The organism is Sporomusa aerivorans (assembly GCF_041428895.1).
In the GTDB taxonomy this organism is placed as follows: domain Bacteria; phylum Bacillota; class Negativicutes; order Sporomusales; family Sporomusaceae; genus Sporomusa; species Sporomusa aerivorans.
Map to the genome: position 1 here is coordinate 4223399 of NZ_CP156926.1, position 12148 is coordinate 4235546.

The 12148-nt window shown below is 48.9% G+C and carries 12 protein-coding genes; all 12 read right to left on the minus strand.

Annotated features, from left to right (window positions below; translation table 11 throughout):
• Positions 1 to 183 precede the first annotated feature (183 nt).
• Positions 184 to 1398 carry a gephyrin-like molybdotransferase Glp gene (glp, locus tag SATMO3_RS20435; protein WP_371371583.1) on the minus strand — a complete coding sequence of 405 codons (1215 nt, stop codon included), beginning with the start codon at positions 1396 to 1398 and terminating at the stop codon, positions 184 to 186.
• 12 nt (positions 1399 to 1410) lie between these two features.
• Entirely contained in the window at positions 1411 to 2436 is a 1026-nt protein-coding gene (locus SATMO3_RS20440) for a molybdopterin-binding protein (protein ID WP_371371584.1), read from the minus strand.
• Positions 2437 to 2489: 53 nt separating this feature from the next.
• Positions 2490 to 3287 (minus strand): formate dehydrogenase accessory sulfurtransferase FdhD, encoded by a 798-nt coding sequence (gene fdhD / locus SATMO3_RS20445; RefSeq protein WP_371371585.1) that lies wholly within the window; start codon positions 3285 to 3287, stop codon positions 2490 to 2492.
• A gap of 5 nt (positions 3288 to 3292) precedes the next feature.
• Entirely contained in the window at positions 3293 to 4138 is an 846-nt protein-coding gene (locus tag SATMO3_RS20450) for an aminotransferase class IV (protein ID WP_371371586.1), read from the minus strand.
• A gap of 19 nt (positions 4139 to 4157) precedes the next feature.
• The gene (gene pabB / locus SATMO3_RS20455; RefSeq protein ID WP_371371587.1) at positions 4158 to 5564 is read right to left on the minus strand and encodes an aminodeoxychorismate synthase component I; all 1407 of its coding nucleotides are present in this window, start codon (positions 5562 to 5564) and stop codon (positions 4158 to 4160) included.
• Complete coding sequence (gene pabA, locus SATMO3_RS20460) at positions 5565 to 6167, minus strand: aminodeoxychorismate/anthranilate synthase component II (RefSeq protein ID WP_371371588.1); 603 nt, start codon at positions 6165 to 6167, stop codon at positions 5565 to 5567.
• 115 nt (positions 6168 to 6282) lie between these two features.
• A complete protein-coding gene (locus SATMO3_RS20465) occupies positions 6283 to 8028 on the minus strand; it encodes an NADH-dependent [FeFe] hydrogenase, group A6 (RefSeq protein ID WP_371371589.1) in 1746 nt (581 codons plus the stop codon).
• Positions 8029 to 8030: 2 nt separating this feature from the next.
• Entirely contained in the window at positions 8031 to 9332 is a 1302-nt protein-coding gene (locus tag SATMO3_RS20470; protein ID WP_371371590.1) for an NADH-quinone oxidoreductase subunit F, read from the minus strand.
• Complete coding sequence (locus tag SATMO3_RS20475) at positions 9329 to 9844, minus strand: NAD(P)H-dependent oxidoreductase subunit E (protein WP_371371591.1); 516 nt, start codon at positions 9842 to 9844, stop codon at positions 9329 to 9331. Before SATMO3_RS20475 ends, SATMO3_RS20470 begins: the two co-directional genes overlap by 4 nt.
• A gap of 254 nt (positions 9845 to 10098) precedes the next feature.
• Positions 10099 to 11052 carry a methylenetetrahydrofolate reductase gene (locus SATMO3_RS20480; protein ID WP_371371592.1) on the minus strand — a complete coding sequence of 318 codons (954 nt, stop codon included), beginning with the start codon at positions 11050 to 11052 and terminating at the stop codon, positions 10099 to 10101.
• On the minus strand, positions 11049 to 11717 hold the full coding sequence (locus SATMO3_RS20485) for a methylenetetrahydrofolate reductase C-terminal domain-containing protein (protein WP_371371593.1): 669 nt from the start codon (positions 11715 to 11717) through the stop codon (positions 11049 to 11051). The genes SATMO3_RS20480 and SATMO3_RS20485 overlap by 4 nt, the downstream gene beginning before the upstream one ends.
• Positions 11718 to 11738: 21 nt before the next feature.
• The gene (locus SATMO3_RS20490; protein WP_371371594.1) at positions 11739 to 12146 is read right to left on the minus strand and encodes a hydrogenase iron-sulfur subunit; all 408 of its coding nucleotides are present in this window, start codon (positions 12144 to 12146) and stop codon (positions 11739 to 11741) included.
• Positions 12147 to 12148: the final 2 nt, after the last annotated feature.

Genomic DNA, 12148 nt, shown 5'->3' on the forward strand with positions numbered 1-12148 from the left:
CAACTAAATTCTGAGCAGGATATTAACAACGTTTCAACACCGGCGCTTAATCGTAGCTTTACTTAGCATCCTGCCTGTAAATCTTTATTGAATAGTATATAAGCAAACACATATATCTGCGAACATAAAAAAAACGGCTGATCTTTTTATCAGTCGTTTTTTGGTGCTTTTAGGTGATTTTAACTAAGCATCGGCCAGTAAAACTACCTCTACCTCGGTACCTACTGGTAATGGGGGCGAATTTTCAGGTATCACAATTATCGAGTTTGCTCCCATTGCTGATTTTAGCATACCGTTGCCCTGTCCGCGCGACGGCTCAACCAAAATATCATTGGCTGTCTGCCAGCACCGGGCCCACACAAAGCGTTTGGCGCCTGTCGCTTTTTTAAACGGCGACGCCAGTATCGCTTTAATCCTTGGACGCCACCATACCTTGCGTCCAGCCATTTTCATCAAAACCGGCCGCACCAGTTGTTCAAAAGAAATAGCGGCCGCGGCCGGATTGCCTGACAAACCAAGATACAGTTTCCCGTCACGGGTACCGGCTAACACAGGCATGCCCGGCTTGATGCTTACTCTGTCAAACAGTAAAGTAATACCCAGTTTTTTATATACCTCGCCAATAAGATCATAGTCACCTACCGATGCACCGCCGGTAGTTACAAAAACATCACAGTCAGATGCTGTCTCTAGTAAATGCGCAATTTCATCGACATTATCAGAAGCATTGCCTAATAGTACTGTTTGCCCGCCAGCGTCAGCCACCTGAGCACTAAGCATATAACTGTTGGAATTACGAATTTTTCCCGGCACTAACGGAAAGTCCACCGGTACAATCTCACTGCCTGTGGCAATAAGCGCCACCCGTGGTTTACAGAAAACATAGGGACGACTTTTACCAAGTACAGCCAGCATCCCCATAACCCCTGCATTGATAACAGTCCCCTGGGCAACAACCTCCTCACCGGCAAAGATTTCCTCACCGCGAAAGCAGATATTTTTATCTGCCCCCTTACCGGCCAGGATAGCTACACTGTTCCCCTGTAAGACTGTATCTTCCAAACGAATGACGCCTGTTGCCGCCGGTGGTAAAGGCGCCCCGGTCATAATCCGGCATGCTGTCCCGGCCCTAACAGCCGTATGAGGATTTTCACCGGCGGGAATATAATCAATCTGCCGTAGGATTACCGGGTTTTCCGGCGTGGCGGCAGCAACTTCGTCGGCGATAAGTGCGTAACCGTCAAGCGGCGACCGGTCAAAAGGCGGAAAATCCATATCAGAGGTAACCGTTTCACCTAAAATACGTCGCCAGCACTCCTGTAAGGGTACTCGTTCCCTAGGCATTACAGTTACTAAATTTAACAAAATCTCCTGAGCAATCTCTAGTTTAACTGACATTTGATTTCCTCCTTACTTTCCGAAAGGGCAACAGGGATACGTACATTCCTCACAACCCATACATAAACCGCCATATCCCATTTGAGCAAAATCCTGTTTAGTGAGCCTTTCTCCGGCCAGTATTCTGGGGAAAACCAAATCCAGTACTGTGATCTTCGAAAACATTCCACAGGCAGGCAAACCCAGGATCGCGATATCATCAAGATAAGCCAGCATAAACATCGCTCCCGGCAATACCGGTGTGCCGTAAGTAATAACTTCAGCCCCGGTCGCGCGGATGGCATCCGGTGTCACATCATCAGGATCAACAGACATTCCGCCAGTTACAATAATAACCTTAGACCCCGCCTGAGCCTGAGTCCTAATAGCCTGAGCAATAGTCTCAGTATTATCCGGCTGGTAGGCGATGCCGTTAAATGTGGCGTTATAAGTCTCTACCTTTTCCCGCAATACGGGGCCGAATCTATCCTGAATACGCCCGTAAAACACTTCGTTGCCTGTTGTAATTATCCCTGTTTTCAGAGACTGAAGCGGTTTAACGGCTACTATGTCCTGATATTGTGCAGCAAGCTGCTCCACATTCCGGATAGTTTGCTTATCCACAATTAAGGGCACTACTTTTACTCCGGCCAGGATTTGTCCCGCCTGGACCAGCCGGTTGCCATGCAAAGTCGATAAGACAGTATAATCAACAGTATTAATTTCCGTAACGGCGGCGCGATTAATTTTTAACAGCCCGTCCTGACCGGCACATATGGTTACCTTGCCCTCAGAAGGTCCTGTCAGATAGGTATTAGTTCCACTTACCAGATTGGCAATCCGTGACGCCGCTTCGTTCTCATGAACTTGGTCCTTACCTAGTTCAAGAAGATAAATATGCTCTTTACCAATATTGAGCAAATGGGGTATATCTTCCTCACGGATAATATGTCCTTTCTTGAAAGCCGGTCCCTTGTATTCTCCAGGCACAATTTTTGTCATGTCGTGGCCTAGCACCATACCAACAGCTTCATGTATCCTTACTTTCTTGAGCGCCACCGTACTTCTCCTCCTAGATCGCCAATCTTTTATTCTGCCACTGTATTTTAAATTTAAAGTCCAACAATGCGTTCCTTATGACTATAAACATTTAAACGCTGGCCTCTGGCAAAACCAATGACTGTCACACCAAGTTCCTCAGCCATATCAATTGCCAGACTCGTGGGAGCAGAACGGGCAATTATGACAGATATATTCATTTTACTGACTTTCAACAAAATCTCCGAGGACACCCTTCCTGAGAAGACCAGAACTTTATCATGCGTACTAATCCCCTCTGTCAGACAACGCCCGTACAACTTGTCAAATACATTGTGGCGGCCAATATCCTGACTCCAGCAGACCAGTTTACCTGCCGCCGCCAGTGCCCCGCCATGAACACCGCCTGTTAAGCGGAATGTCGCCGAAGCTGCCTCAAGCAATTCGGAATAACGCATAGCTTCCTCAGGTGTAAGTGTTAAGTCAGCACTCACCGTCTTGGCAGTCAATACGTCATTGGCAAAATAGAAGGCGCTGCGCCCTTTGCCGCAACAAGCAGTAAGATAGCGTTTTAAAAACATTTTTTCGGCGGCAATTTCACCTGCGTGGGTGGTAATATGAATTACACCCTGCAGCATATCAATATCAATCGTCTTAATATCATTAATATTCTGTATGATTCCTTCTGTAGCCAGAAAACCAATGACAAGGTACTTTTCCTCACCGGCAGCAGCCAGCATGGTAACAAGTTCCTTACCATTCAAATAAATTGTCAGCGGGATTTCTTCAACAACCGCTTCGTCAGTCCTGGTAACATTCTGCCCGTCTATTTTAACAACCTGATAATTGGCTGTTCCCCTGAGTGCGTCCATATCCCTCACTCCCTATTGGCAAGTTCTCTATATAAACGGGCAAGCCGCAAAGTCACCGCTCCCGGTACAGGCTGCGCCCCCACCGGACGTCCATCAAGAACAGTTACCGGAATAACCTCCATAATTGAGCTTGTCAGAAAAATTTCATCAGCACCGGCAAGTTCTTCGACCTCTACTTCCCGCTCCTCGACAGGTATGTCGGCTGAATGGGCTAGTTCAATAACAACACGGCGGGTAATCCCCGGCAAAATGCCGCTCATTTCATGGGGAGTAATCAGCCTGCCGGCTGCTACAAGAAATATATTACTCATTGACCCTTCAGCCACTGATCCGTTTGTATTTAGCATAATAGCCTCATGAGCCCCCAGTTGCCTGGCTTCGGCTCGCGCCAGCATATTATCCAGGTAGTTTGCTGATTTTATGCTGACAAGCGGTGAAGACAAATTGCGGCGCAGCTTGACCGTGGCTGACGACCAACCGGCCGGCGGCAGCGGCTGCGGTAATAAAGAGGCATACACAGCCACGGTTGGCTGCCCGCAACTGGCAGCGTCCGGCCGCGAAGCGCCAATACCCCGCGACAAAGTTAACCGTACAGATGCCTCCGGCAAATTATTAATCTGTAAGACCTTATCAATAGCCTTACTCAGTTCTTCTCTTGCAGGCAAAACAGGCCAATTGAGCGTCCCTGCGCTGTCCTCCAGACGCCCTAAGTGGTCTTCAAGCCGAAAAATCCTGCCGCCATATGCCCGCATGGTTTCAAACAAGCCGTGTCCATAAAGGAAACCGTGATCTAGTGGAGAAACAACACACTCATCTGAAGAGACAATCCGGCCATTGAAATAAATAAACATTATATCACCAGCCTCAAAATTAGACCTGATAACCCAAAGCGTTCATAAGTGCACGTGCTTTGTCCAAGCTTTCCTCATATTCTAACTCAGGTACAGAGTCAGCAACAATGCCGCCGCCAACTTGGTAATACGCCCGGTCTCCCTTAATCACAAAAGTCCGGATTACAATGTTCAAATCAGCATCGCCGTTAAAGTCAACATATCCGATTGACCCGGTATAGATGCTGCGCCGTACCGACTCAAGCTCGTCGATAATCTCCATAGCCCGCACTTTGGGCGCACCGGTGATGGAGCCGCCGGGGAATGAAGCGCTTACTAAGTCAATGACATCTTTCCCTTCCGACATTCTACCAACCACAGTTGAGACTAAATGAAAGACTGTCGCATATTCCTCCAGACGGATTAAATCAGGCACTTTCACACTGCCAAATTCACATACCCGGCCTAAATCGTTGCGTTCAAGATCAATAATCATAACTAGCTCAGCCCGGTCCTTTTCACTGTTTATAAGTTCTTCCCGGAGCTGCCGGTCAGATTCTGCGTCATGTCCACGCGGTCTTGTACCTTTTATCGGTCTTGTCTCCACAACTCGGTCAGTAAGCGATAAATAGCGTTCCGGGGAAGCACTGGCAATGATGACTTCGCCAAAATTCAGATAGGAGGCAAATGGCGCAGGATTGATGTGCCGTAAATACCGGTACAATTCATAGGGAGGTACTGTTAGCTTAGCATGAAATCGCTGTGTCAAATTAACCTGAAAAATATCCCCGGCGGCAATATAATCGATCCCTTTCTGCACCATGTCGCAGTGTCCCTGACGGGTAAAATTCGACGCAAACTCACCTTCAGGGATTTGGGCTTTGGGCTCAGGCAGCGGCTTAGCCTGAGCCACTAAGGCAGTCATTTCCTGCAAACGTTCCTCAGCCCGTTTGCACCGCGCCGACTCTTCCCGCTCGGGGAAACCGTTAGCAGCAATATACACTTTACTGGTATGGTGATCAAATATCAGCACCGTATCGTAAAAGCCGAAAACACAGTCAGGATTATCTAAGTCGTCGACACTTAAAGCAGGAATGGTTTCCAGCAGATAGCCCATGTCATAACCAAAATAGCCGATAATGCCGCCGGTTAAGGGCGGCAGTCCTGGCAGTTTTTGCATTTTATAGATATTAAGGAGCCGTTGCAATTCACCAAACGGATTTCCGGTAAAACTCTGTGTTTCACCTTTTTCTTTAATATGTATTGTATTTCCTTTACTTGTAAACACCAAAAAAGGATCACGGGCAATAAATGAATAACGCCCCATACCGTTTATATCCTTACCGCTATCCAAATATACGCTGTTTGGCTGCTGGGCAAACAATGCAAACACTTCAGCAGGCGGTAGGCTGAGTGTTATCTCGCGAATTGTCGGTGTCGGCTTCATTTACCAGTTGGCTCCTTTCCGCTTGCTTGTCCAGTTTGGATTCAATGCAAGAAAATTAATCAACATGGCATGTCCATTTTCCGTGAGAATGGATTCCGGATGAAACTGCACGCCTTCAATGGCATACTCTTTATGCCGGATACCCATAATTTCCCCAAAATCAGTCTCAGCACAGATTTCCAGACAGTCGGGCAATGTTTCTTTCTTAACAATAAGAGAATGATACCTTGTGGCAGTGAGAGGATTTTTCAGGCCATTGAACACGCCTTTACCATCATGATATACCAGTGATGTTTTCCCATGCATTAAACGTTGGGCGCGGATTACATCGCCGCCAAACGCCTGTCCAATTGCCTGATGTCCCAGGCAAACCCCCAGCATAGGAATCCTTCCTTTAAAATGCCGAATGAGTTCCAGACTGATACCTGCCTCATTAGGCGTACATGGCCCGGGAGAAATGATAATATGGTCTGGGCGCAAATCTTCTATATGAGAAATTGTAATTTTGTCATTTCTAAAGACCCGAATATCTTCGCCGATTTCGCCAAGGTATTGGACGAGGTTGTATACAAACGAATCATAGTTATCTATCATTAGTATCATGTTCCATTCCTCCTCGGCACTATTTTATCATGCCTGCTGCGGATGTACAAACGATGATTGCTGATATCTCATAAAATGAGGACGGCTATATAAAAAGCCGCCCTCATTGACTTAATTACTTATGACGGGAATGATAATGAGTATGCAGAAGCTCGTGAGACTTGTGACCGAGCGGTTTGCCCAGAAACTCATCATACAAGGCTTTTACCGCCGGGTTCTTATGCGACTGCCGGATTGGCAGGTCGCGGTCGGCCTGATACAGGCCGGCCATCCGGGCTTCCCTGGTAGCCTGGGTGGTTCCCCAGGGCTGACCGCCGCCGCCGATGCAGCCGCCGGGACAGCACATGATCTCCACAAACTGATAGTCGCATTCGCCGGCGCGGATCTTGTCAAGAATTACGCGGGCATTCTTAAGGCCGTTGGCAATGGCTACTTTGACTTTTTTACCGTCCAGGTCGACTTCGGCTTCCTTTATGCCGGTAAGGCCGCGTACGCCTTCAAAGTCAACATTGGCCAGTTCTTTGCCGGTGACAATTTCGTAAACGGTCCTAAGAGCCGCTTCCATAACACCGCCGGAGGTGCCGAAGATTACGGCGGCGCCGGTGGAAAGGCCAAGCGGCGCATCAAATTCTTCGCCGGCCAGCTTGTTGAAGTCAAAACCGGACTGTTTGATCATTCTGGCCAGTTCTCGGGTGGTCAGCACAATATCGACGTCGCGATACCCGCTGCCATTCATTTCGGGGCGGGCGCTCTCGTATTTTTTGGCTGTGCAGGGCATGATGGACACCGACACGATTTTGGCGGAATCGATGCCGGCTTTTTCCGGATAGTAGCTCTTGGCCAGTGCGCCAAACATCTGCTGGGGAGATTTGCAGGAAGATACATTCGCCAGCAAATCGGGATAGAAGGTTTCAACGAAGTTGATCCATCCCGGGCTGCAGGAGGTAATAAGCGGCAAGGTACCGCCTTGTCCCATTCTTTCTAGGAGTTCGCTGCCTTCTTCCATGATGGTGACGTCGGCGGCAAAGTCGGTGTCAAATACTTTATCAAAGCCTAACCGGCGGAGGGCGGCTACCATTTTACCGGTGGTAATGCTGCCCGGTTCCAGGCCGAATTCTTCGCCCAGGGCAACCCGGACGGCCGGCGCTACCTGGACGATGACGTGTTTATCGCTGTCGGCGATGGCACCCCAGACTTTTTCGGTCTCGTCTTTTTCATATAAGGCGCCTACGGGACATACGGAGATGCACTGGCCGCAGTATACACAGGTACTGTCCTGCAGCGGCCTGTTAAAAGCGGTGGTGATTTCGAATTCGACCGACCGGTGGGCGGTGTTGATGGCGCCGACGGTCTGGACTTCCTGGCACATTTCGACACAGCGGCCGCATTTTACGCATTTGGCCATGTCGCGAACGATCACGCCGTTGGAATCTTCGAGGGGAATTTGTTTGGGCTGGTTGGCAAACAACGGCTTGCTGATGCCGAAGTCTTTCGCCAGCTGCTGCAGTTCACAGTTGGTGCTTCTCACGCATTTGAGGCAATCCTGGGGATGTTCGGCTAATATAAGTTCCAGAACATCTTTTCTGGCCTGGCGTACAGCCGGGCTGTTGGTGATGAATTCGGCGCCGTCCCAGACTTCGTTGCCACAGGCGGTTTTGAGTTTTTTCTGCCCCTTAAGTTCGACTACGCAGATGCGGCAGGTGGCGCGTACTTTTAGGTCAGGATGATAACACAGGACGGGGATATCGATACCTGCCATTTTGGCGGCGTCCAGGATCAGTGTGGTTTCAGGACACGATACGTGTATGCCGTCAACGGTAATATTTACGATTTTGTTGGGATCTGAAGCATGATGACCCATCACTACTCACCTCTTTCCTGTTCAGTAAAGCAGACTTTTGCCGGACATTTCTTGTTCAGGTGATCTTCAAATTCGGCTTTAAACAGTTTCCAGCAGGTATTCAGGGCCACGGCTGCCGACTGTCCGAGACCGCAGAAGGAGGCGTTGGTCATGGTGTCGATCAAGCGCCTTAAGACGGCCATATCGTCCTGGCTGGCTTCCCCTGCCGACAGTTTGCACAGGATGGCATAGATTTGTTTGTTGCCCTCCCGGCAAGGGGTACATTTGCCGCAGGATTCGTGAATAAAGAATTCGGTTACGCCTTTGAGGTAGTCGATGACGCAGACGTCTTCGTCCATAACGACTACAGCGCCCGAACCAACGCTTAAGCCGGCGTTTCTCAGGGCTTTGTAGCAGTAGGCGGTATCAAGATGGGCTTCGCTGCCGATAGGACCGGACTGGCCGCCTAAGTGGAAGAATTTAAGTTTCTTGCCGTTAGGGATGCCGCCGCCCAGTTCGGGATCATAAATGGCGTCGCGCAGGCTGACGCCAAACGGTATTTCATATACGCCGCGGCTAACTACGTTGCCGGACAGGCAGATGAGTTTGGTGCCGCCGCTGTCTTTGGTGCCATAGCTCAGATACTGGTCGCCGCCTTCTAAGACGATGGTCGGTATGTTGGCAATGGATTCTACGTTATTAACAAGGGTAGGCATGAGGAATAAGCCCACTTCGGCCAGATGCGGCGGTTTTATCCGCGGACGGCCGGCCTTGCCTTCGATGGAGTTTAGGAGCGCGGAGTTTTCGCCGCATACATAAGCGCCGGCTCCGGTCATGATATGGATGTTGAATTCAAAACCGGTACCGTTGATGTTCTTGCCTAAGTAGCCGGCTTTAATGGCATTATCGATGGCGCTTTGGAATACTTTCTGGATGGCGCGGTATTCTCCGCGAATATAGATGTAGCCGTCATGGGAGTTGAAAACATAACCGGCGATGGTCATGCCTTCAATAACTCTGAGCGGGTCCTGATCCAGGAGGATTTTGTCTTTGAAGGTGCCGGGCTCGCCTTCGTCGGCGTTGATGACGATATATTTGGGGAATTCGGGAATTTCCAGGAGCTGTTCCCACTTGGAGCCGGCCGGGTAGGCGGCGCCGCCGCGGCCTAACAGTTTGGCTTTCTTTACTTCACCGATAATTTCTTCGGGTTTCATGGTAAAAGCCTTTTTCAAACCTTCGTAACCGCCGGCTTTTACATACTCTTCCACAGAATCAGGGCGAATGGCGCCACAGTTTCCTGATATCAGTTTCTTTATTTTTGTCATGCCGACACCCCCCGGTAACTAGTAACGATTTCGGCCACCTTGGCTGCCGTCAGGTTACCATATACTTCGTCGCCGATTTTGGCTACCGGGCCGATGTCGCAGGCGCCTACGCAGCTGGTATGCATGAGGGTAAACATATTGTCAGGCGTAGTTTGACCTAGTTTGATCCCTAAAACTCCCTCAAACATGGCGACTACCGCGTCCGCTTTGGTCACATGGCAGGGGGTGCTCTTGCAAATTTCAATTACATATTTGCCGCGTGGTTCAATGTTAAACATGGCGTAAAAGGTCAAAACATCGTGAACTTTGGTAATCGGCAAATCCAGTTGACAGGCAACTACTTCAGCCCATTCTTCCGCCACATAGTTCTCACCCGAACTGGCCTGAATATCGAGCAGAATTGATAACAGTTGCTCCTTAGCCTTGCCGTACTTATTAATAATTGCTAAGACTCCCTCGTATGCTTTAATAATTTCTAATGCCTGATCCTTTGTCACTTTTGAACAACACATTCTTGTTATCTCACCCTTTCTTTTGCATGTTGAAATTACCAAGACAAGCCAGGTTTAGAGCGTAAAAGCAACCTATTGAATAATAATTATAATAAGTCATTTGTGAAAATTTGCACAATTTAGGTTACCAAAGGATTTGTCACACTATGATAGAATATAGGGCCAGCCGCTTTTTCCCAGGCTGACCCTACCATTCCGCCCTGAGCTTATCCTTCTAAACCAATGCTTAGCCAGATGATGGGAACTTACTAATATTAAACTTTAGGCCGCGGCAGGAATCCGGCGCCTTTAACGATTTCAGGCAGCGCAGCTTCCCAGCCAACAGGCATAATATGGATACCGGCCACACCCGGGATTTTCTTGATCTGGTTGCACAGTTCGATAGAAACCTGAATACCCTCTTTTTTCGGGTCCTCGGCCTTCTTCATCCGCTCAATCAGGCTGTCGGGAATTTCCATACCGGCGACGTCTTTCTTCATATACTGCAGCGCTTTTACCGAGCGCACAGGCAGAATACCGGCAGTAATCTTAGTTCTTTCATGAATGCCGCGGGCCACTACCATTTCCATAAACCGGGCAAACTTCTCGACATCAAAGATAGCCTGGGTCTGAATGAAGTCGGCGCCAGCATTTACTTTCTTCTCCAGGCGGATAGCCCGGAACTCGAACGGATCGCCAAATGGATTTTCTACAGCGCCGATGAAAAACCGGGGCTCATCGGTTTTAATCGCTGCATCTGACAGGAGCTTTTTGTCGTCCCGCATTTTTTTAACCATTGAGATTAATTGCACCGAGTCAACATCATATACATTCTTACTTGTCGGGTGATTACCAAAAGACTGATGGTCACCACTCAAGCAAAGTACATCGCGAATACCCAGGCTATAAGCGCCCAGCAAATCGCTTTGCATAGCAATACGGTTCCGGTCCCGGCAAGTCATCTGAATGATGGGCACCCCGCCGCCTTTCAAGACATGAACGCCGGCCGCAATACTGGACAGCCGCACGATGGCCGTTTGGTTATCGGTAAGGTTAAAGCCGTCAACAATATCTTTGAGTTCTTGGGAATGGTGCTCCAATTCATGACCGTTGGAATGCTGGGGCGGTCCAAGTTCACCAGTTACTACAAAATGGCCTAAGGAGTACAGTTTCTCTAATTTGCTTTCTGTTTTTAACAAAGCTTGTTTATCAATAGCTGCTTCGCTCATAACCGCACATCCTCCCTCACAATTTTGCGGGGACCGCCGTCTCTGTTTTTCGACCAGTTTTTAACCGGCAGTACTTCTGTCAAGAGATCCAGACGGTTTTGACCTTTTAGGCGGTCATAGATAAGCTGCCAACCACACGGAGTATCTTTGCTGATTTCGCAAACACCGTTCTGGGAGCCACCGCAAGGACCATTGAGCAAGCTCTTGGAACAACGGATAATCGGGCAAACGCCGCCTGTTTTGGCAAGCACACATTCACCGCAAAGCATACAGCGCTCTTCCCAGATGCCGTGTTCAATGGCAGCACCGGCAAATTTAGTATTTTGACCAGGTACAAAGATGATGTCAGGATACGTTTCGGCCATATACTGTACGCCTACACCGCAGGCCATGGAAACTACATAATCAACATCTTTCAGATGTTCCTTAAATCTGACGGCATACTCAGGATCACACTGCCGCTCATAGGTAGCAGTCTCTATTTGCGTAGGGTGACCGTCAACTTCCATCTTCATCCGAAGGGCACTGGCTAAAATATCGGTTTCCTTTTGCCCGCCGGACAAACATACGGTAACGCAGCCGCCGCAGCCGGCAACCAATACTTTTTTGGCGCCTTTAATAGTCTCGGCAATTTCTTCAATAGGCTTGATTTCTGCAACTATCATATCGCTTGACTCGTCTCCTTTCTAGGCCTTCCGGGCCTTAAGCGGACTCGGACCTATTTTTTCAAGCAGTCCGGCCATATCCCGGGCGATATGGGCAAAACGCGGACCATGGGTGCCGGATACGTTGTACATGACCAAACGGTCTTTGCCAACACCAATCTGCTCCAGTATTTCCTGTATATGCTCCACGCGTTTCCGGGCCCGTGAACTGCCTTTGACATTCATGCACTCATGCTCAGGACAGCCAGCGACAAATACAGCGTCTGCGCCTTTTTCAAACGCTTCTAACAACAATCTGCCGTCAACCTTACCGGCGCAAGGCAATTCCACAGTCTCTATTTTTACGTTAACATCGGCTGGCGGGCCAAGGTCAGAGCTGATTAGCGCGCAAAGGCGGCAAACAAAACCAACTACTTTAACATCACTCACTA

Coding starts and splice junctions, on each gene's coding strand:
- SATMO3_RS20450 (WP_371371586.1), bottom strand. CDS start 4,138: ATGTTTATTTATTTCAATGGCCGGATTGTCTCTTCAGATGAGTGTGTT.
- SATMO3_RS20480 (WP_371371592.1), bottom strand. CDS start 11,052: ATGAGCGAAGCAGCTATTGATAAACAAGCTTTGTTAAAAACAGAAAGC.
- SATMO3_RS20465 (WP_371371589.1), bottom strand. CDS start 8,028: ATGGGTCATCATGCTTCAGATCCCAACAAAATCGTAAATATTACCGTT.
- glp (WP_371371583.1), bottom strand. CDS start 1,398: ATGTCAGTTAAACTAGAGATTGCTCAGGAGATTTTGTTAAATTTAGTA.
- pabA (WP_371371588.1), bottom strand. CDS start 6,167: ATGATACTAATGATAGATAACTATGATTCGTTTGTATACAACCTCGTC.
- pabB (WP_371371587.1), bottom strand. CDS start 5,564: ATGAAGCCGACACCGACAATTCGCGAGATAACACTCAGCCTACCGCCT.
- SATMO3_RS20475 (WP_371371591.1), bottom strand. CDS start 9,844: ATGTGTTGTTCAAAAGTGACAAAGGATCAGGCATTAGAAATTATTAAA.
- SATMO3_RS20470 (WP_371371590.1), bottom strand. CDS start 9,332: ATGACAAAAATAAAGAAACTGATATCAGGAAACTGTGGCGCCATTCGC.
- SATMO3_RS20485 (WP_371371593.1), bottom strand. CDS start 11,717: ATGATAGTTGCAGAAATCAAGCCTATTGAAGAAATTGCCGAGACTATT.
- fdhD (WP_371371585.1), bottom strand. CDS start 3,287: ATGGACGCACTCAGGGGAACAGCCAATTATCAGGTTGTTAAAATAGAC.